Source organism: Serratia sp. G204Y (assembly GCF_051172435.1).
GTDB classification, from domain to species: Bacteria; Pseudomonadota; Gammaproteobacteria; order Enterobacterales; family Enterobacteriaceae; genus Serratia; species Serratia sarumanii.
In genome coordinates, this window is sequence record NZ_JBPIZA010000006.1 from 118,865 (window position 1) to 145,726 (window position 26,862).

Sequence of the window (26,862 nt, forward strand, 5' to 3'; positions counted from 1 at the left end):
ACTTCGTGAGCAGCGGGCATCGCCTGCTCAAGATAATAGCTGCCGCCGCGTAACACAAACACGGAATTGTCGGCTCGGCGCGAGCCCTTTCCGGGGCGGCCCTCAATCTAAAGGGTGAGTAAATGGGCAAGATCAGGCTAACCATGGCGCAGGCGCTCGTCAGATTCCTCGATAACCAGTATCTGCTGGCCGACGGCGTGGAAACCAAATTCGTCGCGGGCATTTTTGCGATTTTCGGCCACGGCAACGTGCTGGGGCTGGGGCAAGCGCTGGAGCAGGATAGCGGCGATCTGCGGGTGCATCAGGGCCGAAACGAGCAGGGGATGGCCCATGCGGCGATCGGCTTCGCCAAACAGAAGCTGCGCCGGCAGATCTACGCCTGCACCTCATCGGTCGGCCCCGGCGCCGCCAATATGATCACCGCCGCGGCCACCGCCACCGCCAACCGCATTCCTTTATTACTGCTGCCGGGCGACGTTTACGCATCCCGCCAGCCGGATCCGGTGCTGCAGCAAATCGAACAGTCTTACGATCTCAGCATCAGCACCAACGACGCGTTCCGCGCGGTGAGCAAATACTGGGACCGCATCGTGCGGCCGGAACAGCTGATGAGCGCCTGCATCAACGCGATGCGCGTGCTGACCGATCCGGCGGAAACCGGCGCGGTGACGCTGTGTCTGCCGCAGGACGTGCAGGGTGAAGCCTACGACTATCCCGACTATTTCTTCCAAAAACGCGTGCATCGGCTCGATCGCCGCCCGGCGACCGACGGCATGTTGGCGGACGCGTTGGCGCTGCTGGCGGCCAAACGCAAACCGCTGCTGGTGTGCGGCGGCGGCGTGAAATACTCGCAGGCCGGGCGGGCGCTGCGCGAATTCGCCGAGCGCTTCGGCATTCCGTTCGCCGAAACCCAGGCCGGCAAAGGCACGGTGCCGAGCGACCATGAATTCAACCTCGGCGGCATTGGCGAAACCGGCTGCCTGGCGGCCAATACGCTGGCTCGTCAGGCCGATCTGGTGATCGGCGTCGGCACCCGTTACACCGATTTCACCACCTCGTCCAAATGGCTGTTCCAAAATCCGGACGTCAGCTTCCTCAATATCAACGTCAGCGCCTTTGACGCCGGCAAGCTCGACGGCGTGCAGGTGCTGGCGGACGCCCGCGAGGCCCTGAGCGAACTGGGCGCGCTGCTGGCGCAGGCCGAGTACCGCGCCGGCTGGGGCGACGCCATCGCCGCGGCGCGCAGCGCCCAGCGTGAAGAGACCGAGCGCGTTTACGCGGTGGAATACGGCGGCGTAGGCTTTGTGCCGGAGATAGACGATCACCTCGATCGCGAGCGGGTGTTCGCCGAATTTATCGCCCAGACCGATTCCGCGCTGACCCAGAGCCGGGTGCTGGGGGTGCTGAACCGCGAGCTGCCGGCGGACAGCGTGATCGTCGCCGCCGCCGGCAGCCTGCCGGGCGATTTGCAGCGGGTGTGGCACAACCGCGGCGAGCACGGTTATCACGTGGAGTACGGTTACTCCTGCATGGGGTATGAGGTGAACGCCGCATTGGGGGTCAAGCTGGCCGAGCCGCAGCGCGAGGTGTACGCGATGGTGGGCGACGGCGCCTTCATGATGCTGCATTCCGAACTGGTCACTTCGATTCAGGAAGGCTGCAAGATCAATGTGATGCTGTTCGACAACATGACCAACGGCTGCATCAACAACCTGCAGATGGAACACGGCATGGACAGCTACACCACCGAATTCCGCTTCCGTAATCCACAGGGCGGCAAGCTCGACGGCAAACTGGTGCCGGTCGATTTCGCCATGCTGGCGGCGGCTTACGGTTGCAAAACCTATCGCGTCACCACCGAGCAGCAGCTGCTCGATGCGCTGGCCGACGCCCGCAGGCAGACCGTGTCCACGCTGCTGGACATCAAGGTGCTGCCGAAGACCATGGTGCACAAGTATCTCAGCTGGTGGCGCGTGGGCGGCGCTCAGGTGGCCGACAGCGAGAAAATCGTCGCAGTGGCGCGCAAGCTGCAGGAAAACATCGATAAGGCGCGCGATTACTGATTCGTTTTCATACATAAATCTCGAGGGTAGCGAAAATGACATTGAACATTGGGGTTATCGGCACCGGCGCCATCGGCCGCGATCATATCCGTCGCTGCAGCAAAGTGTTGCAGGGCGCACGGGTGGTGGCGGTGAATGACATCAACCGCGACAACGCCGCCAAGGTGGTGAGCGATCTGCAGCTGGATGCGCGGGTGTATGACAACGGCCACGATCTGATCAAGGCCGCCGACGTACAGGCGGTGCTGGTGACTTCCTGGGGGCCGAGCCACGAAGAGTTCGTGCTGGCGGCCATCGCCGCCGGCAAACCGGTGTTCTGCGAGAAGCCGCTGGCGGTGACCGCGCAGGGCTGCAAAAACATCGTCGATGCCGAAGCGAAGCACGGCAAACGGCTGGTGCAGGTCGGCTTTATGCGCCCCTATGACCAGGGCTATCGCGCGCTGAAACAGGTGCTGACCAGCGGCCAGATCGGCGAGCCGCTGATGCTGCACTGCGCGCACCGCAACCCGACGGTCGGCGAAGCCTACACCACCGATATGGCGATCACCGACACCCTGATCCACGAAATCGACGTGCTGCGCTGGCTGCTCGACGACGACTATGTGTCGGTGCAGGTGGTGTTCCCGCGCAAGAGCCCGAAGGCGTTCCCACACCTAAAAGATCCGCAGATTGTGCTGTTCGAAACCGCCAAAGGCACGCGCATTGACGTCGAAATCTTCGTCAACTGCCAGTACGGCTACGACATTCAGTGTGAAGTGGTAGGGGAAACCGGCATCGCCAAACTGCCGGAGCCGTCTTCGGTGCAGATGCGCAGCGGCGCCCGCCTGTCGACCGAAATCCTGACCGACTGGAAGGATCGTTTTATCGACGCCTATGACGTTGAGCTACAGGGCTTCATCAACGACGTGGCCGCTGGCAAGTTGACCGGGCCTTCCGCCTGGGACGGCTACGCCGCCGCGGTGACCGCCGACGCCTGCGTGGCGGCCCAGCTCAGCGGCGAAATCGTGCCGGTGACCCTGCCGGCGCGCCCGGCGTTTTACAACAAATAGCCGGCTTGCACCACCTACCCACGATTGCAGAGGAGTGACCATGAAGATCGCTTTTGATGTCGACGTTATCCGGGATTTGGGCATCACCAAAATGGTTCAACAGGTGGCGGACTGGGGCTACAAATACATCGAGCAGTCGCCGCACCCGCAGATCAACCCGTTTTACAAGCATCCGAAGGCCAGCCGCGAAATCATGGCGGAGTATAAAAACGCCCTGAAAGCGACCGGCGTGGAGATCTCCTCATTTATCGTGGTGTACCGCTGGTCCGGGCCGGGGGAGGATCGCCGCCTGGCGGCGGTCAAAAACTGGCGGCGGATGATCGAAATCGCGGTGGAAATGGGCGTGCAGGTGATCAACACCGAACTGGCGGGCAACCCCAACGAACCGGAGATCTGCGAGGAGCTGTGGTATCGCTCGATGGAGGAGCTGCTGCCGATCGTCGAGCGCGAGGGCATTCGTATGGAGATCCAGTCGCACCCGTGGGACTTCTGTGAGCTGAGCAACGAAACCGCCGATCTGGTGAAATCGCTGCGCAGCGATCACGTCAAATACCTCTACAGCGTGCCGCACACCTTCTACTACGACAAGGGGCAGGGCGACGTGGCCGGCATGCTGCAGTACGCCGGGGACGATCTTTCCCACGTGCTGATTGCCGACACCATGAACCACACCAAGCATTGCCGTTATATCGTCAACCCGCCGGGGGTAGACGCAGCGGTGCACCAGCACGTCGGCATCGGCGAAGGCGAGGTGAATTTCGACGCCCTGTTCCAGACGCTGCGCGACATGGAGTTTGCCAACCGCAGCTTCAAGGTCGGCGGCGAATCGATCATCTGCACTTCGCTGTTCGGCTACCCGGAAAAGATGCCGAGCCAGGCGGTGGCGACCAGAGAGCGCATCGAAAGAGAGCTGTTGGGCAAATAATCTTATTCGGCTCGCCGGCGGCGTTTGCGCCGGCGGCCCTCCAAGCACCGAGGCAGACCATGAATAAAGACAACGTGAAATTGGCCATTGCGCCGATCGGCTGGACCAACGACGACATGCCCGATCTGGGCAAGGAAAATACCTTCCAGCAGTGCGTCAGCGAAATGGCGCTGGCCGGCTTCACCGGCAGCGAAGTGGGCAGCAAATACCCGCGCGATCCGGCGGTGCTGAAACCGATGCTGGACATTCGCGGTATCCAGATCTGCAACGCCTGGTTCAGCACCTTTTTCGCCGACGGCCAGAAAGACAAAACCATCGATGAATTTATCAACCACATGAATTTCCTGCATGCCATGGGCGCCAGGGTGATCGGCTGCTCCGAGCAGAGCAAGAGCATTCAGGGCACCACCAAAGGCGTGTTCGAAGAGAAACCGTACTTCAGCGATGAAGAGTGGCAGCGGGTGGCCGACGGTTACAACGAGCTGGCGAAGATCGCTGCCGGTAAAGGCATGCAGGTGTGTCTGCACCACCACATGGGCACCGGCATTCAAACCACGGCCGAAATCGATCGCTACATGAGCATGGTCAACGACGACGTCTACCTGCTGTTCGATACCGGCCACGCCTACTATTCGGAAGGCAGCCAGCAGGCGATGATGGCGATCCTGGAGAAGTATCTGCCGCGCATCAACCACGTCCACCTGAAGGACGTGCGCGATGAGGTGGTGGCGGAAGTGAAGGCCAACAAGCTGAGCTTCCTCGATGGCGTGAAGAAGGGCACTTTCACCGTGCCGGGTGATGGCGTGATCGACTTCAGGCCGGTGTTCAAGCTGCTGGACGAGCGCGGTTACAAAGGGTGGATGGTGGTGGAGGCCGAGCAGGATCCGGCGCTGGCCAACCCGTTCGAGTATGCGGTGAAAGCGCGCCGTTATATTCGGGAAACCGCCGGCATTTAAGCGGCGAGGGTCAATAAAGCTCGAGGGGAGCCGCCGGCGCCCCTTTTTTGATGGCGGCGTGTTAACCGCCGAGCGTTTGCCAGGTTGCAACCTGGCTGCCTGGCCACGGCGTGGCGGCATGCACGCCACGGGCGATCGCCCGGGCCAGGGTGTCCGCCGCCAGCGCGCCGATTTGCAGCACCGCCAGTTCGCGGCTGCCCTGAACCTCGCGCTGCCCGGTGGACAGGGCGAACACCACGTCGCCGTCAAACGGGCTGTGCAGCGGGCGAATAGCGCGCGCCATGCCGTCTTGCGCCATGATGGCCACCCGTTTCAACTCCACTCGCGTCAGCGCCAGATCGGTGGCGATGCAGGCCAGGGTGGTGTTCTTTCTGCCGCCCTGCGGCTCTTGTTCCATCCAATCTTCGCCCTGGGCGCGCAGTTGCGCCAGCGCCGCCGCGCCGCCGTTGCCGAATTCACCGTCAATTTCATAGGGCGTCGCCCAGAAGGCGCGGGTGCCGGGCGCTACCACCGCACCCAAACTGTTGACCGCCACCAGCGCGCCGACGGTAGCGCCGTTGGCGGCAATGATAGATGCCGAGCCGAGGCCGCCTTTCAGCTTGCCCATGCCGGTCATGGCGCCATAGCCGGCGCCGACGGTGCCGAGCGGAAAATCCAGCCCGGCCTTGCCGACCGCATCGATGCCCAACTGGCGATACGGCGGCGTGAGCTGCCAGTTTTTGTCGCCGCCGTTGGCCAGATCGTACAGGCAGGCGGTGGGCACGATCGGGGAGACCGGCACGCCGGGCGCCGGGCGCAGCGCGTAGCCTTTACCCTGTTGCCCCAGCCAGGCAGCGACGCCGTCCGCTGCCGCCAGACCGTAAACCGAGCCGCCGCTGAACGTCAGCGCATCGACGGTCTGCACCAAATTGTCTTCGCCCAGCGCGTCGGTTTCCCGGGTGGCGGGGCCGCCGCCGCGCACGTCCACGGCGGCGATCGCCGGGCTGTCCGGCAGGATAACCGTCGCGCCGGTGCGCACCCGGCTGTCCTGCGCCACGCCGACCTTCAGGCCCGGCACATCGGTAATCAGGTTGCGGGCGCCTGGGCGTCCGGCGGCGGAAGTTGGCATAGCGGCACCTAATGGGGTGAGAGGAGAGAATATGCCGACGGCGGCGGTCAGGCCGGCCAGCGCTTGTAAAAAGGTTCGGCGGTTGATGTTCAGGGGCCGGCGCAGCGGCCCCTGCGGGTGGGGAAGATTACGCATCGCCGCGCGGCTGCCCGGAGCGAAAACGCGCCATATGGTAGGCATCGACCAGTACGCCGTCGCGCATGGCATAGGCGCGACTGGTGCCTTCTATCTCGAAACCGAATTTGCGGTATAGCGCGATGGCTGCCGGGTTGTCGGTGAATACCTCCAGTTCGATGCGCTCGATGGCCGCCCAGTTGTCGCACAGGTCGATCATCGCCTGCATCAGGCGGCTGCCGACGCCTTTACCGTGGTAGTGCGGATCGACGCCGATGCCGAAGGTAGCCACGTGGCGGCGGCGCACTCGCTGATTCAGCATCACAACCAACTGGCCGGCAAGCTGCCCGTCGATAACGGCCGCCAGGTTATACGTGCCCGGTTCGGGATTGGCGAGGCGCTTCTGCCAGGACTCAACGGACGGTAGCGGTAGCTGCAGCGTATCGCGGTAGACGGGCGCCAGAGAATAAAGATGATGCAGAGCCTGCGCATCCGTTGTTTCCACGTGGCGTATCACGATCTCGCTCATCTCGCTGCTCCTGTTGCTTACCGGTTGAATAACCTCTGAATTTATCGGTTTACTGCCTTGAGTCAATATTATTTCAACGGGTCAAAAAAAACGCTTTACAGGTGCGAATGATAATGATTATTATTGCGATGCGTTCCGGGGAGGGCATCAACCCTTGATACTCTCGCTGCGAAGGCACGACATTGCTCACATTGCTTCCAGTGTTTACTTAGCCAGCTCGGGTGCTGGCTTTTTTTTTGCCCTTTTTCAACCGCTTCCGCCTTCAACAAATCCGTTGCCAATCCGCCGTTTCATTCCATCGAAATTTTTGAACAGAGGCATGAGTTTTTTACGCTTTCTTATTCTGCCCGCAGGACTAGACTGTAAAAAAACATTGAGGAGAGTTGAATATGATTTATGTACGCAAAGCGGAAGATCGCGGCCACGCCAATCATGGCTGGCTGGATAGCTGGCACACCTTCTCATTTGCCGACTACTACGATCCGAACTTTATGGGGTTCTCGGCGCTGCGTGTGATCAACGAAGATGTGATCGACGCCGGGCAGGGTTTCGGCACCCACCCGCATAAGGACATGGAAATCCTGACCTATGTGCTGAGCGGCACGGTGGAGCATCAGGACAGCATGGGCAACAAGGAGCAGATCCAGGCCGGCGAATTCCAGATCATGAGCGCGGGCACCGGGGTACGTCACTCCGAGTACAACGCCAATCAGGATCGTCCGCTGCACCTGTACCAGATTTGGATCATTCCGGATCAGGTCGGGCTGGAGCCGCGCTACGAGCAGCGTATGTTCGACGCGCCGCAGGGCCGTCAGCTGGTGCTGTCGCCGGATGCGCGCGACGGTTCGCTGAAGGTGTTCCAGGATATGACGTTGTCGCGTTGGGCGCTGAATAAAGGCGAGCAGGGTGAGTACCCAATCGCCGCCGGCCGTCGCATTTGGATCCAGGTGGTGCGCGGCAAGGTCTCGGTCAACGGCCAGGCCGCCGGCATCAGCGACGCGTTTGCGGTGTGGGATGAATCGGGTCTGACGATTCAGGCCGACGAAGAGAGCGAAATCCTGCTGTTCGATCTGCCGCCGGTGTGATTAGGCGGTAAATTTCAAGGGCTCACGATGTGAGCCCTTGAGGTTAACGACAAGCCTGATGACGTTGCCCGACTGAAAGCCGGCAGCATATAAAAACAAGGAAAATCAATTTATTGATTTTCGGCTGACAATCACAAAGGGGAAAAACCACGCTTTTTCCCCTTTGTCACCGTATGAAGGGCTCACGCTGTGAGCCCTTTTTGCGTTGGCCGTCGCATAACCGACAATATCGGCCCGCCGTTTTTTTTGCTAAAATGACTGCCCATTCACGGTTAGTCAGTTCATTGATAATGAAGAAAAAACGGCCGGTACTCCAGGATGTGGCGGACAAGGTGGGCGTGACCAAGATGACGGTGAGCCGTTATCTGCGCAATCCCGACCAGGTTTCTGCCGCCCTGCAGCAAAAAATCGCCGTCGCGCTGGATGAGCTGGGTTACATCCCCAACCGCGCGCCGGACATCCTCTCCAACGCCACCAGCCGGGCGATTGGCGTGCTGTTGCCGTCGCTGACCAACCAGGTGTTCGCCGAAGTGCTGCGCGGCATCGAAAGCGTCACCGACGCGCACAACTACCAGACCATGCTGGCGCACTATGGCTACCTGCCGGAGCGTGAAGAAGAGCGTCTGACCTCGCTGCTTTCTTACAATATCGACGGCCTGATCCTGTCTGAGCGCCATCACACGCCACGCACCCTGAAAATGATCGAGGTGGCGGGCATTCCGGTGGTGGAGCTGATGGACTGCGTCTCGCCGTGCATCGATCTGGCGGTGGGCTTCAACAACTTCGAGGCGGCGCGCCAGATGACCCAGCAGATCATCGCGCACGGCCACCGTCACGTGGTCTATTTCGGCGCCCGACAGGATGAACGTACCATCATCAAACAGCAGGGGTATGAGCAGGCGATGCGCGAATCCGGCCTGGAGCCGTACAGCATCATGACCGCACGCTCTTCCTCCTATTCCGCCGGCGGTGAGCTGCTGCGCCAGGCGCAGCGCGACTACCCGCAGATCGACAGTATCTTCTGCACCAACGATGACCTGGCGATCGGCGCGGCCTTCGAGTGCCAGCGTCAGGGGCTGTCGATCCCGCAGGACATGGCGATCGCCGGTTTCCACGGCCATGATATCGGCCAGGTGATGGTGCCGAAGTTAGCCAGCGTGCTGACGCCGCGCGAACGCATGGGGCAGATCGGCGCCGAGCGCTTGCTGGCCCGGCTGCGCGGCGAAACGGTGTGCCCGCGCATGGTGGACGTCGGTTTCACCGTGATCCCCGGCGGCAGTATCTGAGCCATTTTAACGTTCTGTTTTAACACCCTTTCTCTTTGCAGCGCGCCCTGAGGCGCGCGGGTTATCCCGCCTGTAAGCCCGCCGCTCGTTGCCGGCATAAGTTTGATCTCTGTCCCAGAACGCGAATTTTAGCCGCTTACCCGGTTCCGGCGCTCATGTTGTTACCGGTATCATGATACCGGTAACAACGAGTGTGCGGTCATCTTGCTGCAAGACTGAACCTCTGACTCAACAACACCTACAGCTCTTCTTAAACACCGGGAAAGAGCCTAAAAATAAAACAACCGCACGCTTTACGCCTATCGTAAAGAGAGTCGCGATAAAAGGTTGGAGAAAAATTATGCCATTAGTGATTGTTGCAGGCGGCGTAGCGCTGCTGCTGCTGCTGATGATCCGCTTCAAGCTGAACGGCTTTATCTCTCTGGTGCTGGTTGCCCTGGCGGTCGGGATCGCACAGGGCATGCCGGTCGATAAAGTCATCGGCTCCATCAAGGCCGGCGTGGGCGGCACGTTGGGCAGCCTGGCGCTGATCATGGGCTTCGGCGCCATGCTCGGCAAGCTGCTGGCGGACTGCGGCGGCGCGCAGCGCATCGCCACCACGCTGATCGACAAGTTCGGCAGAAAACACATTCAATGGGCGGTGGTGCTGACCGGCTTCACCGTCGGCTTCGCGCTGTTCTACGAAGTGGGCTTCGTGCTGCTGCTGCCGCTGGTGTTCACCATCGCCGCTTCCGCACGCATCCCGCTGCTGTACGTCGGCGTGCCGATGGCCGCCGCGCTGTCGGTGACCCACGGCTTCCTGCCGCCGCACCCGGGCCCGACCGCCATCGCCACCATCTTCCATGCCGATATGGGTAAAACCCTGCTGTACGGCACGCTGCTGGCGATCCCGACGGTGATCCTGGCCGGCCCGGTTTATGCCCGCTTCCTGAAAGGCATCGACAAGCCGGTGCCGGAAGGCCTGTACAACCCGAAAACCTTTACAGAAGCGGAGATGCCGAGCTTTGGCGTCAGCGTCGCCACGTCGCTGGTGCCGGTGATCCTGATGGCACTGCGCGCGGTCGCTGAAATGGTGTTGCCGAAGGGCCACAGCCTGCTGCGCTTCGCCGAGTTCTTCGGCGACCCGGTGATGGCGACCCTGATCGCCGTGCTGATCGCTATCTTCACCTTCGGCCTGAACCGCGGCCGCACCATGGATGAAGTGATGGGCACCATCACCGATTCGATTAAAATCATCGCCATGATGCTGTTGATCATCGGCGGCGGCGGCGCCTTCAAGCAGGTGCTGGTGGACAGCGGCGTCGAGCAGTACATCGCCGGCCTGATGGAAGGCAGCAACGTTTCGCCGATTCTGATGGCCTGGTCGATCGCCGCCGCGCTGCGTCTGGCGCTGGGTTCCGCCACCGTGGCGGCGATCACCGCCGGCGGCATCGTCGCCCCGCTGATCGCCACCACCGGCGTCAGCCCTGAGCTGATGGTGATTGCGGTCGGTTCCGGCAGCGTTATCTTCTCGCACGTTAATGATCCGGGCTTCTGGCTGTTCAAGGAGTACTTCAACCTGAGCATCATGGAAACTATCAAATCCTGGTCGGTGCTGGAAACCATCATCTCGGTGTGCGGCCTGGTGGGCTGCCTGCTGCTGGCGACGGTCGTATAATCTTTATCCGGCGCCCTGCGGGGCGTCGGCGTTCCAGAGTATCTTTATCAGTCGGGACGCATTTGGCGCGCTCGCGCCAGTTCCCATAAGGGCATGACACAATGAGTAATCCGCAGAATCACGTATTTATCCTGATGGGCGTATCCGGCAGCGGCAAATCCGCCGTAGCCAGCGCCGTCGCCCGCGAGGCCGATGCCGCCATGCTGGACGGCGATTACCTGCATCCGCGCGCCAACATCAACAAAATGGCCGCCGGGCACGCGCTGGACGACAACGATCGCGCCCCGTGGCTGGCGGCCTTGAACGACGCCATCTTCGCCATGCAACGCACCAATCCGGTGTCGCTGCTGGTGTGTTCGGCGCTGAAAAAAAGCTATCGCGACCGCCTGCGCGAAGGCAATCGCAACCTGCATTTCCTCTACCTGAAAGGGGACAAGACGGTGATTGAGGAGCGCCTGAAACAGCGCAAGGGCCACTTCTTCAAACCGCAGATGCTGGTTTCGCAGTTCGCCACGCTGGAAGAGCCGGGCGAGCAGGAGCCGGATGTGCAGGCGATCGACATCAACCAGCCGCTGGACGGCGTGGTCGCCGACACGCTCGCCTGCATCAATCGCATCACCGCCCGCTGAGCGCGGGTTGTCGTCGGCGTCGCCAGGCGCCTACAGCTTCATGTAAGCCCTCACGCCGTCCAGGAACATCTGGGTCGACAGCATCACCAGAATCAGCCCCATCAACCGTTCCAGCGCGCTGACGCCTTTGCTGCCCAGCAGGCGCAGGAACAGGTTCGACATCAGCAAAATGGCCGCAGAGAGGCCCCAGGCGATCAACAGCGCCGCCACCAGATGGGGCAGCTGATGCGGATACTGGTGCGACAGCAGCATCAGCGCCGCCAGAATCGACGGCCCGGCCACCAGCGGGATCGCCAGCGGCACCAGGAACGGCTCTTCGCCGGCGGACAGCCCGGAGCTGTTGCCCTCCTGCGTGGGGAAAATCATCTTGATGGCGATCAGAAACAGAATGATGCCGCCGGAAATGGAGACGGTTTCGGTGCGCAGGTTGAGGAACGCCAGAATTTTCTCGCCGGCGAACAGGAAGATCAGCATCAGCAGCAGGGCGATCAGCAGCTCGCGGATCAGCACTACCCGGCGGCGGCGCGGTTCCAGATGCTTGAGCACCGACATGAAAATCGGCAGGTTGCCCAGCGGATCCATAATTAAAAACAGCAATACCGTAGCGGAAATCATCTCTGTCATGGTGACCTCGTGATCGGGAAAACGCCTCGGCCTTTCCGGCCGCGTCCTTGCCTATAAGAAGGATTGCTGAGAAATCCCCAGCCATCGAATAAATTCACTTTGCGCCCGCGCCGACATTTTGTAAGGTGAGGAGATATTGCACACAACTCGTTATCACCTACATAAGCCCTTATCCGGGCGGGACACAGATATTATGAAAAACGTTGGTTTCATCGGTTGGCGCGGAATGGTCGGCTCGGTTCTCATGCAACGCATGACGGAAGAGCGCGATTTCGACGCCATTCGCCCGGTCTTTTTCTCCACCTCGCAGCACGGTTCCGCCGCGCCGGCCTTCGGCGGCCAGCAGGGCACGCTGCAGGATGCGTATGACATCGACGCGCTGAGCGCGCTCGATATCATTATTACCTGTCAGGGCGGCGATTATACCAACGAAGTTTATCCTAAGCTGCGCGCCAGCGGTTGGCAGGGGTACTGGATCGACGCGGCCTCTTCGCTGCGCATGCAGGACGACGCCATCATCATCCTGGATCCGGTCAACCACGCGGTGATTCAGCAGGGCCTGGATAACGGCATCAAAACCTTCGTCGGCGGCAACTGCACCGTCAGCCTGATGCTGATGTCGCTCGGCGGCCTGTTCGCCAACGATCTGGTGGAGTGGGCGTCGGTCGCCACCTACCAGGCGGCCTCCGGCGGCGGCGCGCGCCACATGCGCGAACTGCTGACCCAGATGGGCATGCTGCATGCCGACGTGGCGAAAGAGCTGCAGGATCCGGCTTCCGCCATTCTGGATATCGAGCGCAAGGTGACCGAGGCCACCCGCAGCGGCAAACTGCCGACCGATAACTTCGGCGTGCCGCTGGCCGGCAGCCTGATCCCGTGGATCGACAAGCAGCTCGACAACGGCCAGAGCCGCGAAGAGTGGAAAGGCCAGGCGGAAACCAACAAGATTCTGAACACCGGCAGCGTGATCCCGGTCGATGGCCTGTGCGTGCGCGTCGGCGCGCTGCGCTGCCACAGCCAGGCGTTCACCCTGAAGCTGAAAAAAGACGTGTCGCTGCCGGAAATCGAGCAGATGCTGGCGACGCACAACGACTGGGTGCGCGTGATCCCGAACGACCGTGAGCTGACCATGCGCGAACTGACGCCGGCGGCGGTGACCGGCACGCTGAATACGCCGGTCGGCCGTCTGCGCAAGCTGAATATGGGGCCGGAGTACCTGTCGGCGTTCACCGTGGGCGACCAGCTGCTGTGGGGCGCGGCCGAGCCGCTGCGCCGCATGCTGCGTATTCTGCTGTAAACCCGCACTTCCTGGGGGCTGGCTGCTTTCAGCCCCCTAAAGCCTTATTTTCCGCTTTTTTGTTCGCCGCGTCCGCGTCGGGCAACGTCATCGCAAGCCCTGCTTCAATGAGCTGTACCCCGCATATCTCCTCGTCGGCCGCCGCATGCCGGCGCCGCCAGGCTGGCAGTTTTCTTAATGAAGAATTTTCCTGAGCAATGCTGAGCAGTTTTTAACAGACATTGGCTATGCTTAACGCATGGGCGAACAATTTTTCACCATGACTGAAATATTTCTAAAAATAAGCATAAAGAGCGAAATTCAGGTCGGCAGAGTAAAGATTGGTCAATAACCGACCGCAATCACGCTTTGGATACCGAATGCATTGCATGATGACCAAAACGGCCAAGGAATAACCAACAAGCCGTGCTTAGATCATGCTGTTAATCTAAGGAAGAAGACTATGCCTGTACTTCCCGATCGTGACGTGATTGATCAGATCATCTCCGGCCATTACGCCGACCCCTTTGCTCTGCTTGGCATGCATGCGACCGATAACGGTCTGCAGGTGCGTGCGCTGCTGCCGGACACCACCGAAGTTTGGCTGATTGAGCAGCAAACCGGCCGGCGGCTGGTGCAGTTGAACTGCGACGATCCGCGCGGCTTCTTCAGCGCCGTGGTGCCGCGGCGCAAAAATCCTTTCCGCTATCAGCTGCAGGTCAGCTGGCGCGATCATCAACAGACCATCGACGATCCTTACCGGTTCGGCCCGCTGCTGCAGGACATCGACAGCTGGCTGCTGGCCGAGGGCACGCACCTGCGCCCCTATGAACGCCTGGGGGCTCACCTCGCCACGCTGGATGACGTCGACGGCGTCAGCTTTGCCGTTTGGGCGCCCAACGCCCAGCGCGTCTCGGTGGTGGGGGAGTTCAACTTCTGGGACGGCCGCCGCCATCCGATGCGTCTGCGGCGTGAAAACGGCATCTGGGAGCTGTTCCTGCCCGGCGTGCGGGCCGGCCAGCTGTATAAATATGAAATCGTCGATTGCTACGGCAATACCCAGTTGAAAGCCGATCCTTACGCCTTCGAGGCGCAGATGCGCCCGGACACCGCCTCGCTGGTGGCACCGCTGCCGGAGGTGGTGCCGTCGACGCAGGCGCGCCGCCGCGCCAACGATTTTGACCAGCCGATCGCCATCTACGAGGTGCATCTCGGCTCATGGCGCCGCCACACCGACAACCATTTCTGGCTCAGCTACGGCGAGCTGGCGGTGCAGCTTATCGACTATGTGAAGGACATGGGATTTACCCATATCGAGCTGCTGCCGATCAACGAGCACCCGTTCGACGGCAGCTGGGGCTACCAGCCGCTGGGGCTGTATGCGCCGACCCGGCGCTTCGGCACGCCGGCCGATTTCCGGGCGTTCGTGGCGGCGGCGCATGAGGCGGGCATCAACGTGATCCTCGACTGGGTGCCGGGGCATTTCCCGAGCGACGCCTACGGCCTGGCGAATTTTGACGGCACCGCGCTGTATGAATACGCCGATCCGCGCGAAGGCTACCACCAGGACTGGAATACGCTGATCTACAACTACGGTCGCCACGAGGTGCGCAACTACCTGGCGGGCAACGCGCTGTATTGGCTGGAGCGTTTCGGTATCGACGCGCTGCGGGTCGATGCGGTGGCGTCGATGATCTATCGCGACTACAGCCGCGCCGACGGCGAGTGGGTGCCGAATTACTACGGCGGCAACGAGAACCTGGAGGCGATCGCCTTCCTGCGTTATACCAACCAGACTATCGGCCAGGCGCAGCCGGGCGCGGTGACATTGGCGGAGGAGTCCACCGACTATCCCGGCGTCACCCTGCCGCCGGACGCCAACGGCCTGGGATTCCACTACAAGTGGAACCTCGGCTGGATGCACGACACGCTCAATTACATGAAGTGCGATCCGGTGCACCGCAAGTATCACCACAACCAGATGACCTTCGGCATGCTGTACGCCTACACCGAGAACTTCGTGTTGCCTATCTCGCACGATGAAGTGGTGCACGGCAAAAAATCGATCCTCGACCGCATGCCGGGCGACGCCTGGCAAAAGTTCGCCAACCTGCGCGCCTACTATGGGTTTATGTGGGCGCATCCGGGCAAAAAGCTGCTGTTTATGGGCTGCGAGTTCGCGCAGGGGCGCGAGTGGAATTTCGATACCAGCCTCGATTGGCATTTGCTGGAAGGGCTGGATAACTGGCACAACGGCGTGCAGCGGCTGGTGCGCGATCTGAACCACTGCTACCGGCAGCAGGCGCCGCTGTACGAGCGTGACTACCGCCCGGACGGCTTCGAGTGGCTGGTGGTCGACGATCACGACAACTCGGTGTTCGCGTTCGCGCGCTACGATTCGCAGGGCAATGAGCTGATCGCCATCAGCAACTTTACCCCGGTGCCGCGCTACCGCTACCGCATCGGCCTCTCACGCGCCGGCGACTATCGCGAGATCCTCAATACCGATTCGCACCACTATCACGGCAGCAACGCCGGCAATCAGGGGCGGGTCTCTTCCGAAGCGGTCGGCAGCCACGGCCGCGACTTTTCCATCTGCGTGACGCTGCCGCCGCTGGCGACCATTTATCTGCTGCGGGAGGCGCCATGACGGAGCTGACGGCCGGCCTCGCCGCGCCGCTGGGCGCGCATTACGACGGCGAGGGCATCAACTTTACCCTGTACTCGGCGCACGCCGAGCGGGTGGAGCTGTGCCTGTTCGACGGCCAGCAACGCGAAGTGCGCCTGCCGCTGCCGGCGCGCAGCGGCGATATCTGGCATGGCTATTTGCCGGGCGGCAGGCCGGGGCAACGTTACGGTTACCGGGTCTACGGCCCGTTCGACCCGGCGAACGGGCAGCGTTTCAACCCCAACAAGCTGGCGCTCGATCCGGCCGCGCGCGCGGTGGAGGGGCCGGTGGCGGATCACCCGCACCTGCACGGCGGTTACGAACAGCCTGATCCGCACGACAGCGCCGAGCTGATGCCGAAATGCGTGGTGGTGGACGAACAGTACGACTGGCAGGACGATCGCCCGCCCGCCACGCCCTGGGGGCAGACGGTGATTTACGAAGCGCACGTGCGCGGCCTGACGCTGCTGCACCCGAAGATCCCGCCGGCGCTGCGCGGCAGTTTCGCCGCGCTGGGGCACCCGGTGATGATCGCCCACTTCAAACGCCTCGGCATCACCGCGCTGGAACTGTTGCCGGTGCAGCAACATACCTCCGAACCGCGCCTGCAGCGGCTGGGGCTGATCAACTACTGGGGCTATAACGTGCTGGCGCCCTATGCGCCGGACAACCGCTACGCCAGCCTGAGCACCGACGGCACGCCGTTGAACGAATTTCGCGATGCGGTCAAGGCGCTGCACCAAGCCGGCATCGAGGTGATCCTCGACGTGGTGTTCAACCACAGCGCCGAGCTGGACAGGGACGGGCCGATGCTGTCGCTGAGCGGCATCGACAACCAGAGCTACTACTGGCTGACGCCGGAGGGTGACTACGTTAACGACACCGGCTGCGGCAATACCCTGCGATTGGATCAGCCGCAGGGCGTGGCCTGGGTGATGGATTGCCTGCGTTTTTGGGTACGGGAGTGCCACGTCGACGGTTTCCGCTTCGATCTGGGCAGCGTGCTCGGCCGCACGCCGGGGTTCGATCGCGATGCGCCGCTGTTCCAGGCGATGTTGGCGGACGATGTGCTGTCGCGCTGCAAGCTGATCGCCGAACCCTGGGACGTTGGCCCCGGCGGCTATCAGGTGGGGGCGTTCCCCGGCCGCTTCGCCGAATGGAACGACCATTACCGCGACGACATGCGCCGTTTCTGGCTGCAGAGTGGCGTGTCGCTCGGCCAGTTCGCCCGGCGTTTCGCCGCCTCCAGCGATCTGTACAACCAGCGCGGGCGGGCGCCTTACGCCACCGTCAACATGCTGACCGCCCATGACGGTTTTACCCTGCAGGACGTGGTCAGCTTCAACGAGAAACACAACCAGCCGAACGGCGAAGGCAACCGTGACGGCAGCGATCGCAATTTCAGCAACAACCACGGCGTGGAAGGCCTGGTCGCCGACGACGCCATTGTGCAACGCCGCAGGGCCAGCCAGCGGGCGATGCTCGCCACGCTGTTGCTGTCCCAGGGAACGCCGATGCTGCTGGCCGGCGATGAACAGGGACACAGCCAGCAGGGGAACAACAACGCCTATTGTCAGGACAACGCCACCACCTGGCTCGATTGGGCCACGGCGGATGACGCGCTGACCGATTACGTCGCGGCGCTGATCGCGCTGCGCCGCCAGATCCCCGCGTTGCAACAGGACCGCTGGTGGCAGCAGGACGACGGCAGCGTGCAGTGGCTGAACGCGCAAGGGCAGCCGCTCGACGCGCAGCAGTGGGAGCAGGGCGATCTGCTCATGCAGATCCTGCTGTCGCAGCGCTGGCTGCTGCTGGTCAACGCCACGCCGCAAACGGTGGAGATGAGGTTGCCGGAAGGCGATTGGCAGGTTGTCGCCCCGTTCACTCAGGAAGACTCACGGGCGGTGTTACCCGCCTGGCACCAGGCCGCGCGCTCGCTTTGCGTTCTGGTACGGAAATAATAAAAGGAGTCCGCTATGGTTAGGTTTGAAAATAAAGACCCCCTGATGTTGGCGCGCCAGCTGCCGATTAAATCCGTAGCGCTGATCCTGGCCGGCGGCCGCGGCTCGCGCCTGAAAGATTTGACCTCCACCCGCGCCAAGCCCGCCGTCCACTTTGGCGGCAAGTTCCGCATCATCGATTTCGCCCTGTCGAACTGCCTGAACTCCGGCATTCGCCGCATCGGCGTGATCACCCAATACCAGTCGCACACGCTGGTGCAGCACATTCAGCGCGGCTGGTCGTTTCTCAACGAGGAAATGAACGAGTTCGTCGATCTGCTGCCGGCCCAGCAGCGCCTCAGCACCGAGCATTGGTACAAAGGCACCGCCGACGCGGTGTATCAGAACCTGGACATCATCCGCCGCTATGAGGCCGAATACGTGGTGATCCTGGCGGGCGACCACATCTACAAGATGGATTACTCGCGCATGCTGATAGACCACGTCGAGAAGGGCGCCCAGTGCACCGTGGCCTGCCTGCCGGTGCCGCGCAGCGAAGCCGGCGAATTCGGCGTGATGAAGGTGGATGAAAGCGACCGCATCATCGAGTTTCTGGAAAAGCCCGCCGATCCGCCGGCGATGCCGGGCAACCCGGATATGTCGCTGGCCAGCATGGGCATCTATATTTTTAATGCCGCCTACCTGTTTCAGCTGCTGGAAGAGGATATGTCGACCCCCGGCTCCAGCCACGATTTCGGCAAGGATCTGATCCCGAAAATCACCGCGCAGCAGGCGGCGTGGGCGCATCCGTTTACCTTGTCCTGCGTGACCTCCAACCCCGATCTGCCGCCGTACTGGCGCGACGTGGGCACGCTGGACGCCTACTGGCGCGCCAACCTCGATCTGGCGTCGGTGACGCCGGAGCTGGACATGTACGACCGCGCCTGGCCGATCCGCACCCACATGGAACCGCTGCCGCCGGCCAAGTTCGTGCAGGATCGCTCCGGCAGCCACGGCATGACCATGAACTCGCTGGTGTCCGGCGGCTGTATCGTCTCGGGCTCGGTGGTGGTGCATTCGGTGCTGTTCCCGCGCGTGCGAGTGAACTCGTTCTGCACCATCGACTCTACCGTATTGTTGCCGGACGTGAACGTCGGCCGTTCCTGCCGCCTGCGGCGCTGCATCATCGACCGCGCCTGCCACATTCCGGAAGGCATGGTGATCGGGGAAAACGCCGATGAGGACAGCAAGCGTTTTTATCGCTCGGAAGGTGGCATCGTGCTGGTGACGCGCGAAATGTTGTCAAAATTGTGAGTTAACGTGGGCGGCAGAACGATAGCCTGCCGCCTGATGAACGGTTCGATGGCTTGCGCAACGCGGCACGCATAACAGCGGCAAGCCTGCTTTATTTCTTATCCAGAGGCCTTCGGCCGACTTTCAGGAGTGATAATGCAGGTCTTACACGTATGTTCTGAAATGTTCCCCCTGCTGAAAACGGGCGGACTCGCAGACGTGGTTGGCGCGCTGCCGGCGGCGCAAATCGCCGAAGGCGCCGATGTTCGGGTGCTATTGCCCGCTTTCCCTGACGTACGCAACGGCATCCCCGACACCTCGCTGGTGGCGGAAATCGACTCGTTCGCCGGCCGGGTCGGCCTGCGTTACGGCACTTACCATGGCGTGGGCATCTATCTCATCGATGCGCCCTGGCTGTATGACCGGCCGGGTAGCCCGTACCACGATCAGTCCATGTACGCCTATCCCGACAACCACCGCCGCTTTGCGCTGCTGGGCTGGATGGCCTGCGAGCTGGCCAAGGGGCTGGATCGCTACTGGCGGCCGCAGCTGGTGCATGCCCACGACTGGCACGCCGGCCTGAGCTGCGCCTATCTGGCCGCCAACGGCCACCCGGCGCGCTCGGTGTTTACGGTGCACAACCTGGCCTATCAAGGGCTGTTCTCCGCCCATCACGTGACCGAGCTGTGGCTGCCGACGTCGTTTTACGATGTTTATGGCCTGGAGTTCTACGGCCAGATGTCGTTCCTCAAGGCCGGGCTGTTTTATGCCGACCATGTGACCGCCGTCAGCCCGACCTATGCGCGCGAGATCACCCGGCCGGAGTTCGGCTACGGCATGGAGGGGCTGCTGCAGGAGCGGCAGCGGCAGGGCAGGCTGAGCGGCATCCTCAACGGGGTGGACGACAACATTTGGGATCCGGCCCGCGACCCGCGGCTGAGCGCCCGCTACGACGCCGACGATCTGAAAAGCAAGGTCAAAAACAAGCTGCATCTGCAAAAGGCCATGGGGCTGAAGGTGGATGAATCGCTGCCGGTGTTCGCGGTGGTGAGCCGATTGACCAGCCAAAAAGGCCTGGATCTGGTGCTGCAGGCACTGCCTGAGCTGCTGGCGCAGGGCGGGCAGCTGGCGCTGCTGGGCGCCGGCGATGCGGTGCTGCAACAGGCGTTTCTGGCCGCCGCCGCCGATTATCCCGAGCAGGTTGGGGTGCAGATCGGCTATCACGAATCCTTCTCCCACCGCATCATCGGCGGCGCCGACGTGATTCTGGTGCCGAGCCGCTTCGAGCCCTGCGGCCTGACGCAGCTCTACGGCCTGAAATACGGCACGCTGCCGCTGGTGCGCCGCACCGGCGGGCTGGCGGACACGGTGGTGGACTGCGCGCTGGAGAACCTGGCCGACGGCACCGCCAGCGGCTTCGTGTTCGACGATTGCGACGCCGTCGCGCTGGGCAACGCCATCCGCCGCGCCATGGTGTTGTGGAGCCGGCCGAAACACTGGCGCCACGTTCAGCGCCACGCCATGAGCGTGGACTTCGGCTGGCCGGTGGCGGCGAAAGAGTATTTATCGCTTTATCAACGTTTGTAGCCCGCGTTTCGCGTCTCGGGTTGACGCGCGGCGGGCAGCCGTTTGGGTTGATTGTCGGGGCGCGGCGTGCCGCGTCCATGTTCAGCGGAGCCCGCTATTCCGCGGCGAATGGCTGGGCTCCCTACAAGGGATTAAAAAGCCATGACTTCACCGTTTAGTTACACCTCACCTACGGTCAGTGTGGAAGCGCTGAAACACTCCATCGCCTATAAGCTGATGTTTATCGTCGGCAAGGATCCGGCCATCGCCAACCGGCACGACTGGCTGAACGCCGTGCTGTTCGCGGTGCGCGATCGCATGGTTGAACGCTGGCTGCGTTCCAACCGCGCCCAGCTGTCTCAAGACGTGCGGCAGGTGTATTACCTGTCGATGGAGTTTCTGATCGGCCGCACCCTGTCGAACGCGCTGCTGTCGATGGGCATCTATCAGGATATCGACAACGCGCTGAACGAAATGGGGTTGAGCCTGGGTGAACTGCTGGAAGAAGAGAACGACCCTGGCCTCGGCAACGGCGGTCTGGGCCGCCTGGCGGCCTGCTTCCTCGATTCGCTGGCGACGCTGGCGCTGCCGGGGCGCGGCTACGGCATTCGCTACGAGTACGGCATGTTCAAGCAGAACATCGTCAACGGCCAACAGATGGAGTCGCCGGACTACTGGCTGGAGTACGGTAATCCGTGGGAGTTTCCGCGCCACAACACCCGCTACAAGGTGCGCTTCGGCGGCCGCGTGCAGCAGGAGGGCGCCAAGGCGCGCTGGCTGGAGACCGAAGAGGTCGTGGCCATCGCCTACGATCAGGTGATCCCCGGTTTCGACACCGATGCCACCAACACCCTGCGGCTGTGGGGCGCGCAGGCCAGTAACGAGATCAACCTCGGCAAGTTCAACCAGGGCGATTATTTCGCCGCGGTGGAGGATAAAAACCACTCGGAGAACGTGTCGCGCGTGCTGTATCCGGACGACTCGACCTCCTCCGGGCGCGAGCTGCGGCTGCGACAGGAGTATTTCCTGGTGTCGGCGACGGTGCAGGACATCCTCAACCGCCATTGGCTGATGCACAAAACCTTCGACAACCTGGCGGACAAGATCGCCATTCACCTCAATGACACTCACCCGGTCTTGTCGATTCCCGAGCTGATGCACCGGCTGATCGACGAGCACAAATTCAAGTGGCTCGACGCCTGGGAAGTGGTGGAGCAGGTGTTTTCTTACACCAACCACACGCTGATGAGCGAGGCGCTGGAGACCTGGCCGCTGGACATGATTGGCCGCATCTTGCCGCGCCATCTGCAGCTGATTTTCGAAATCAACGATCACTTCCTCAAGATGGTGCAGGAAGTGGCGCCGGGCGACAACGACCTGCTGGCGCGGGTCTCGATCATCGACGAAACCAACGGCCGCCGGGTGCGCATGGCGTGGCTGGCGGTGGTGGCCAGCCACAAGGTCAACGGCGTTTCCGCCCTGCATTCCGAACTGATGGTGCAGTCGCTGTTCGCCGACTTCGCCCGGCTGTTCCCCAATCGTTTCTGCAACAAAACCAACGGGGTGACGCCGCGCCGTTGGCTGGCGCTGGCCAACCCGCCGCTGGCGGCGGTGTTGGACGACTGCATCGGCCAAACCTGGCGCACCGATCTCAGCCAGCTGAGCGAGATCAAAGCCAACGTCGATTACCCGAGTTTCCTGCAGGCGGTGCAGCGCGCCAAGCGGCAGAACAAGGAGCGGCTGGCGCTGTACATCGCCAAAACGCTCAACGTGGTGGTCAACCCGGATGCGCTGTTCGACGTGCAGATCAAGCGCATCCACGAGTACAAACGGCAGCTGCTCAACGTGCTGCACGTCATCACGCTGTATAACCGTCTGCTGGACGATCCGGAGATCGATCGCGTGCCGCGGGTGGTGATCTTCGCCGGCAAGGCGGCCTCGGCCTACTATGCCGCCAAACAGATCATCCGCTTGATCAACGACGTGGCCAAAGTGATCAATAACGATCCGCGCGTGCATACCCAGCTGAAGGTGGTGTTCATTCCGAACTACGGCGTCAGCCTGGCGCAGATCATTATCCCGGCGGCGGATCTGTCCGAACAGATCTCGCTGGCGGGCACCGAGGCCTCGGGCACCAGCAACATGAAATTCGCGCTGAACGGCGCGCTGACCATCGGTACGCTGGACGGTGCCAACGTCGAGATGCGCGAGCACGTGGGGGAGGAGAATATCTTTATCTTCGGCAATACCGCCGAGCAGGTCGAGGAACTGCGCCGCAACGGTTACAACCCGCGGCAGTACTATGAGCAAGACCCGGAGCTGCATCAGGCGCTGACGCAGATCGCCACCGGCGTGTTCAGCCCGGAAGAGCCGAAACGCTATGGCAATTTGTTCGACTCGCTGGTCAACCTCGGCGATCACTATCAGCTGCTGGCGGATTACCGCAGCTACGTGGATACGCAGGACAAGGTGGACGAGGTGTATCTCAATCAGGACGAGTGGACGCGGCGCGCGGTGCTGAATATCGCCAACATGGGCTACTTCTCCTCCGATCGCACCATTCAGGAATATGCGGATGAAATCTGGCACATTCAGCCGGTGAAGCTGTAAAGCGTGCGAGGAAGAGCAAAGAAAAGGGCCGGATAACCGGCCCTTTCTTCGTTACGCTGCGGCTCAGGAAGCCAGCGACAGCGCTTTCGTTTTCGCGTGTTCCGCCAGCCAGGCTTTCACTCGCGCCTGCTGCGCTTCGTCCAGCCACATGCCCAGCTTGGTGCGGCGCCAGATGGCGTCGTCCAGCTCTACGACCCACTCTTTCTCGGTCAGGTAGCGCAGTTCGGCTTCATACAGACCGTGGCCGAAATCTTCGCCCAGATCGGCGAGGCCGTTGGCGCCGGCCAGGATCAGCTCGCTCTGGCTGCCGTAGGTGCGGGCATAGCGGCGCGCCAGCGCTTCCGGCAGCCAGCCGTGTGCACGGCGCAGTTTGGCCGCGTAGCCGTCGCGATCGCCGCCGATGTCACCGCCCGGCAGCGTGGCGTTTTTGGTCCACGCCGGGCCGCAGCCTGGGTAGTAGTGGGCCAGTTTTTCCATCGCGTGCTCGGCCAGCTTGCGGTAGGTGGTCAACTTGCCGCCGAAGACCGACAGCAGCGGCGCCTTGCCTTGCTCGTCGTGCACGTCCAGCGTGTAATCGCGGGTGATCGCCTGCGGCGAATCGGATTCGTCGTCGCACAGCGGACGCACGCCGGAGTATGTCCAGACGATGTCGTCGCGGCCCAGCTGCTTCTTGAAGTGATCGTTGTACACTTTCAGCAGATAAGCGATTTCGTTCTCGTCGATCTTCACGTCCTTCGGATCGCCTTTGTACTCCACGTCGGTGGTGCCGATGATGGAGAACTCGTCATTCCACGGGATCACGAACACGATGCGGTGGTCTTCGTTCTGCAGAATGTAAGACTGCGGCTGATCGTGCACGCGCGGCACCACGATGTGGCTGCCTTTGATCAGGCGGATGCCGTAAGGCGATTTCAGCTTCAGGCCGTCGTCGAAGAAGTTTTTCACCCACGGGCCGGTGGCGTTCACCAGGCCTTTGGCGCGCCAGGTGAAGGTTTTGCCGCTGTCGATATCGACCGCTTCCACCATCCACATGCCGTTTTCACGCCATGCGCGGGTCACTTTGGTGCGGGTGCGCACTTCGCCGCCGCGTTTTTCCACTTCCTGCGCGTTCAGCACCACCAGGCGAGCATCGTCGACCCAGCAGTCGGAATATTCGAAACCGCGCTTCAATTCAGGCTTCAGCACCGACTCTGGTCCAAAGCGCAAGCCCTTGCTGCCCGGCAGGCTGGTGCGTTTGCCCAGGTGATCGTACAGGAACAGGCCGATACGGATCATCCAGGCCGGGCGCAGGTGCGGCTGGTGCGGCAGGCGGAAACGCATTGGGAACGCGATGTGCGGCGCCAGCTTCAGCAGCACTTCACGTTCGGCCAGCGCTTCGCTCACCAAACGGAATTCGTAGTGTTCCAGGTAGCGCAGGCCACCGTGGATCAGTTTGGAACTGGCGGAAGACGTAGCACAGGCCAAGTCTTGCGCTTCCAGTAGCAGTACCGACAGCCCGCGCCCGGCAGCATCCGCCGCGATGCCGGCACCGTTGATGCCGCCACCGATAACGATCAAGTCTTTGGTTTCCACGTCATCTTCCTCCAGATGTTCGAAATAGCTCTTTCATGTTCGTTTTCGCTCATGATTGTAATCAAAAACCAACAAGCAAGCCAAGACTTAACCAAACAAAAACATTTAGGCGTGATAAAGGTAACAGTTTGGTGATGATAGGCGCATAAATGATAAGGATATGGATCGGGCGGGCAAACGGCTGTCGAAAAGGGGGCGTCGGGGGGGAAATGGGGCGGCGGCGCGCCCCGCGGGTTAACGGCGGATCAGCACAGCTCCAGCTGCACGTCGTACTGCTCGATGATTTTCATCACGCTCGGCGGCGGCAGCTGGTCGGTAAACAGGTAGTCGATCAGATTCATGTTGCCCAGGTTGACCATGGCGTTGCGGCCGAATTTGGAGTGGTCGGTGACCAGCATCACGCAGCGGGAATTTTCGATAATCGCGCGTTTGGTGCGCACTTCGTGATAGTCGAATTCGAGCAGCGAACCGTCCATATCGATGCCGCTGATGCCGAGAATGCCGTAATCGAGGCGGAATTGGGAGATAAAGTCCAGGGTGGCTTCGCCCATGATGCCGCCGTCGCGGGTGCGCACTTCGCCGCCGGCCAGGATCAGACGGAAGTCTTCCTTGGCGGTCAGCAGGGTGGCGACGTTGAGGTTGTTGGTGACCACGCGCAGGTTCTTGTGGTTCATCAGCGCATGGGCCACCGCTTCCGGCGTGGTGCCGATATCGATGAACAGCGTGGCGCCGTCCGGGATCTGGCTGGCGACGCGCTGCGCGATGCGGGCCTTCTCTTCCGACCACATCACCTTGCGATCGTTATAGGCAGCGTTGACCGAGCTGGAAGGCAGCGCCGCGCCGCCGTGGTGACGCTGGATCTTGTTCTGGTCGGCCAGGTCATTCAAATCGCGGCGAATCGTTTGCGGGCTGACGTCAAAATGTTCCACCAGCTCTTCCGTGCTGACGTAACCCTGCAGGCGCACCAGCTCGATAATTGCGTCATGACGCTGTGTTTGCTTCACGATAATCCCCTAAAACGCCCGCTATGCCCGCTGGGCACAGCTCCCGGCTGTTATTGTTCGTTGTGTGCGCGATGGCGCGTATCCCAAAATGCCATCAATAACCCTAACACTAAACCGGCTACGTGTGCCGCGTTGGCGATCGACATTCCTAAAATATCGAAATATCCGGCCACCAGCCACAGCACCGAGAACGCCATCAGGCCGCGCGGCAGCATCAGGCCGCGCTCCGGCGCCCGTTCACCCGTTAGCCACACATAGCCCATCAGCGCATAAACCACGCCCGACAGCCCGCCGAACAGCGCGCCGCTGAACAGCGATTGCGCCCAGCCGCTGAAGAAGGCCGACACCACCGCCAGCACGAAAAGCTTGCCGGCGCCGAGGCGTTTTTCCATCTGGCCGCCGAGATACCACCACCACATCAGGTTAAACAGAATATGCAGCAGGGAGAAGTGCAGGAACGCATGGCTGACCCAGCGCCACAGCTGCGTGTATTGGCTGCTGTTTTGCGGCCAGGAGAGCCAGTACATCACGGTGTCGTCGCCCAGCGCCTGCATCAGAATATAGACCGCGATGCACAGCACCATCACGCCGAGCGTCAGCGGCCCGGCCTTGCTGCGCAGGGTGTGCAGATAGGATTCGCTCTGATAGTGCAGGCCGGCGTCGGTATGGCCGGTCTGCCAACTGGCGGCCTGATAACGGCGGTTGAGCGGATCGGTCAGAAACTGCTGCAGCTCGTGTTGCACCTGCTCGAGGTGAACGTCGTCGGCCAGCCAGATTTCCGCCGCCTCGCCGCTGTTGCGCAGCTCAAGCCGGATGCCCTGGGTCGCCATATAGTCGACAAAGGCCAGCGCCAGGCGCGGGTTGGATACGGCGATTACTCTAACCATTGCTCTTCCGTCGTAAGTGAA

At 61.8% G+C, this 26,862-nt stretch carries 20 protein-coding genes; 14 read left to right on the forward strand and 6 right to left on the reverse strand.

The window, feature by feature from the left end; all coding sequences use genetic code 11:
* Positions 1–122 precede the first annotated feature (122 nt).
* From iolD to iolE, 4 genes are read left to right on the forward strand one after another with little or no spacing between them, the layout of a single operon-like run.
* On the forward strand, positions 123–2,063 hold the full coding sequence (gene iolD, locus ACSBQQ_RS21260) for a 3D-(3,5/4)-trihydroxycyclohexane-1,2-dione acylhydrolase (decyclizing) (protein ID WP_060429258.1): 1,941 nt from the start codon (positions 123–125) through the stop codon (positions 2,061–2,063).
* Between the two features lie 35 nt (positions 2,064–2,098).
* On the forward strand, positions 2,099–3,112 hold the full coding sequence (locus ACSBQQ_RS21265; protein WP_033649354.1) for a Gfo/Idh/MocA family protein: 1,014 nt from the start codon (positions 2,099–2,101) through the stop codon (positions 3,110–3,112).
* Positions 3,113–3,152: 40 nt separating this feature from the next.
* Positions 3,153–4,037 carry a sugar phosphate isomerase/epimerase family protein gene (locus ACSBQQ_RS21270; RefSeq protein ID WP_049213037.1) on the forward strand — a complete coding sequence of 295 codons (885 nt, stop codon included), beginning with the start codon at positions 3,153–3,155 and terminating at the stop codon, positions 4,035–4,037.
* A gap of 59 nt (positions 4,038–4,096) precedes the next feature.
* Positions 4,097–4,993: a myo-inosose-2 dehydratase gene (gene iolE, locus ACSBQQ_RS21275; RefSeq protein WP_019455194.1), complete on the forward strand. Its 897-nt coding sequence runs from the start codon at positions 4,097–4,099 to the stop codon at positions 4,991–4,993.
* Between the two features lie 61 nt (positions 4,994–5,054).
* Here iolE and ACSBQQ_RS21280 read toward each other — a convergent pair whose 3' ends face one another.
* Entirely contained in the window at positions 5,055–6,236 is a 1,182-nt protein-coding gene (locus ACSBQQ_RS21280; protein WP_033654460.1) for a P1 family peptidase, read from the reverse strand.
* A complete protein-coding gene (locus tag ACSBQQ_RS21285) occupies positions 6,229–6,744 on the reverse strand; it encodes a GNAT family N-acetyltransferase (protein ID WP_039569096.1) in 516 nt (171 codons plus the stop codon). Before ACSBQQ_RS21285 ends, ACSBQQ_RS21280 begins: the two co-directional genes overlap by 8 nt.
* A gap of 389 nt (positions 6,745–7,133) precedes the next feature.
* On the opposite strand from ACSBQQ_RS21285, the gene ACSBQQ_RS21290 reads away from it, so the two are divergent.
* The 4 genes from ACSBQQ_RS21290 to gntK all read left to right on the forward strand — a co-directional run bounded on the left by ACSBQQ_RS21290 (position 7,134) and on the right by gntK (position 11,401).
* Entirely contained in the window at positions 7,134–7,829 is a 696-nt protein-coding gene (locus ACSBQQ_RS21290; protein ID WP_033636340.1) for a pirin family protein, read from the forward strand.
* 290 nt (positions 7,830–8,119) lie between these two features.
* Positions 8,120–9,115 (forward strand): gluconate operon transcriptional repressor GntR, encoded by a 996-nt coding sequence (gene gntR / locus ACSBQQ_RS21295; RefSeq protein WP_004930833.1) that lies wholly within the window; start codon positions 8,120–8,122, stop codon positions 9,113–9,115.
* A gap of 340 nt (positions 9,116–9,455) precedes the next feature.
* Positions 9,456–10,772 (forward strand): gluconate transporter, encoded by a 1,317-nt coding sequence (gntT, locus tag ACSBQQ_RS21300; protein WP_033636339.1) that lies wholly within the window; start codon positions 9,456–9,458, stop codon positions 10,770–10,772.
* A 101-nt stretch (positions 10,773–10,873) separates the two neighbouring features.
* Positions 10,874–11,401, forward strand: coding sequence for a gluconokinase (gene gntK, locus ACSBQQ_RS21305; RefSeq protein ID WP_033649350.1), 528 nt, complete (start codon positions 10,874–10,876; stop codon positions 11,399–11,401).
* A 30-nt stretch (positions 11,402–11,431) separates the two neighbouring features.
* Here gntK and ACSBQQ_RS21310 read toward each other — a convergent pair whose 3' ends face one another.
* Positions 11,432–12,025, reverse strand: coding sequence for a YhgN family NAAT transporter (locus tag ACSBQQ_RS21310; RefSeq protein ID WP_004930825.1), 594 nt, complete (start codon positions 12,023–12,025; stop codon positions 11,432–11,434).
* Positions 12,026–12,218: 193 nt separating this feature from the next.
* On the opposite strand from ACSBQQ_RS21310, the gene asd reads away from it, so the two are divergent.
* From asd to glgP, 6 genes are all read left to right on the forward strand, one after another.
* Positions 12,219–13,322 carry an aspartate-semialdehyde dehydrogenase gene (gene asd, locus ACSBQQ_RS21315; protein ID WP_033636337.1) on the forward strand — a complete coding sequence of 368 codons (1,104 nt, stop codon included), beginning with the start codon at positions 12,219–12,221 and terminating at the stop codon, positions 13,320–13,322.
* Between the two features lie 442 nt (positions 13,323–13,764).
* Complete coding sequence (glgB, locus tag ACSBQQ_RS21320) at positions 13,765–15,951, forward strand: 1,4-alpha-glucan branching protein GlgB (protein WP_060429257.1); 2,187 nt, start codon at positions 13,765–13,767, stop codon at positions 15,949–15,951.
* Positions 15,948–17,930, forward strand: coding sequence for a glycogen debranching protein GlgX (gene glgX, locus ACSBQQ_RS21325; RefSeq protein ID WP_033649348.1), 1,983 nt, complete (start codon positions 15,948–15,950; stop codon positions 17,928–17,930). The genes glgB and glgX overlap by 4 nt, the downstream gene beginning before the upstream one ends.
* Positions 17,931–17,945: 15 nt before the next feature.
* Positions 17,946–19,223, forward strand: coding sequence for a glucose-1-phosphate adenylyltransferase (gene glgC, locus ACSBQQ_RS21330; protein ID WP_004930810.1), 1,278 nt, complete (start codon positions 17,946–17,948; stop codon positions 19,221–19,223).
* Positions 19,224–19,358: 135 nt separating this feature from the next.
* A complete protein-coding gene (gene glgA, locus ACSBQQ_RS21335) occupies positions 19,359–20,789 on the forward strand; it encodes a glycogen synthase GlgA (protein WP_060429256.1) in 1,431 nt (476 codons plus the stop codon).
* 141 nt (positions 20,790–20,930) lie between these two features.
* Positions 20,931–23,378 carry a glycogen phosphorylase gene (gene glgP / locus ACSBQQ_RS21340; RefSeq protein ID WP_049235333.1) on the forward strand — a complete coding sequence of 816 codons (2,448 nt, stop codon included), beginning with the start codon at positions 20,931–20,933 and terminating at the stop codon, positions 23,376–23,378.
* Positions 23,379–23,441: 63 nt separating this feature from the next.
* On the opposite strand, the gene glpD is transcribed toward glgP, so the two are convergent.
* The 3 genes from glpD to glpG all read right to left on the reverse strand — a co-directional run bounded on the left by glpD (position 23,442) and on the right by glpG (position 26,841).
* Positions 23,442–24,950, reverse strand: coding sequence for a glycerol-3-phosphate dehydrogenase (glpD, locus tag ACSBQQ_RS21345; RefSeq protein WP_060429255.1), 1,509 nt, complete (start codon positions 24,948–24,950; stop codon positions 23,442–23,444).
* A gap of 245 nt (positions 24,951–25,195) precedes the next feature.
* Positions 25,196–25,954, reverse strand: coding sequence for a DeoR/GlpR family transcriptional regulator (locus ACSBQQ_RS21350; protein WP_004930797.1), 759 nt, complete (start codon positions 25,952–25,954; stop codon positions 25,196–25,198).
* A gap of 50 nt (positions 25,955–26,004) precedes the next feature.
* Positions 26,005–26,841: a rhomboid family intramembrane serine protease GlpG gene (glpG, locus tag ACSBQQ_RS21355; protein WP_039569119.1), complete on the reverse strand. Its 837-nt coding sequence runs from the start codon at positions 26,839–26,841 to the stop codon at positions 26,005–26,007.
* Between the last annotated feature and the right edge of the window lie 21 nt (positions 26,842–26,862).

Excerpts from the sequence above, each read along its gene's own strand:
- ACSBQQ_RS21270 (WP_049213037.1), top strand. The coding sequence starts at position 3,153 with ATGAAGATCGCTTTTGATGTCGACGTTATCCGGGATTTGGGCATCACC.
- glgP (WP_049235333.1), top strand. The coding sequence starts at position 20,931 with ATGACTTCACCGTTTAGTTACACCTCACCTACGGTCAGTGTGGAAGCG.
- glgX (WP_033649348.1), top strand. The coding sequence starts at position 15,948 with ATGACGGAGCTGACGGCCGGCCTCGCCGCGCCGCTGGGCGCGCATTAC.
- glgA (WP_060429256.1), top strand. The coding sequence starts at position 19,359 with ATGCAGGTCTTACACGTATGTTCTGAAATGTTCCCCCTGCTGAAAACG.
- ACSBQQ_RS21310 (WP_004930825.1), bottom strand. The coding sequence starts at position 12,025 with ATGACAGAGATGATTTCCGCTACGGTATTGCTGTTTTTAATTATGGAT.
- asd (WP_033636337.1), top strand. The coding sequence starts at position 12,219 with ATGAAAAACGTTGGTTTCATCGGTTGGCGCGGAATGGTCGGCTCGGTT.
- ACSBQQ_RS21265 (WP_033649354.1), top strand. The coding sequence starts at position 2,099 with ATGACATTGAACATTGGGGTTATCGGCACCGGCGCCATCGGCCGCGAT.
- iolD (WP_060429258.1), top strand. The coding sequence starts at position 123 with ATGGGCAAGATCAGGCTAACCATGGCGCAGGCGCTCGTCAGATTCCTC.
- gntT (WP_033636339.1), top strand. The coding sequence starts at position 9,456 with ATGCCATTAGTGATTGTTGCAGGCGGCGTAGCGCTGCTGCTGCTGCTG.
- gntK (WP_033649350.1), top strand. The coding sequence starts at position 10,874 with ATGAGTAATCCGCAGAATCACGTATTTATCCTGATGGGCGTATCCGGC.
- glpG (WP_039569119.1), bottom strand. The coding sequence starts at position 26,841 with ATGGTTAGAGTAATCGCCGTATCCAACCCGCGCCTGGCGCTGGCCTTT.
- iolE (WP_019455194.1), top strand. The coding sequence starts at position 4,097 with ATGAATAAAGACAACGTGAAATTGGCCATTGCGCCGATCGGCTGGACC.
- gntR (WP_004930833.1), top strand. The coding sequence starts at position 8,120 with ATGAAGAAAAAACGGCCGGTACTCCAGGATGTGGCGGACAAGGTGGGC.
- glgB (WP_060429257.1), top strand. The coding sequence starts at position 13,765 with ATGCCTGTACTTCCCGATCGTGACGTGATTGATCAGATCATCTCCGGC.
- ACSBQQ_RS21280 (WP_033654460.1), bottom strand. The coding sequence starts at position 6,236 with ATGCGTAATCTTCCCCACCCGCAGGGGCCGCTGCGCCGGCCCCTGAAC.
- ACSBQQ_RS21285 (WP_039569096.1), bottom strand. The coding sequence starts at position 6,744 with ATGAGCGAGATCGTGATACGCCACGTGGAAACAACGGATGCGCAGGCT.
- glgC (WP_004930810.1), top strand. The coding sequence starts at position 17,946 with ATGGTTAGGTTTGAAAATAAAGACCCCCTGATGTTGGCGCGCCAGCTG.
- ACSBQQ_RS21290 (WP_033636340.1), top strand. The coding sequence starts at position 7,134 with ATGATTTATGTACGCAAAGCGGAAGATCGCGGCCACGCCAATCATGGC.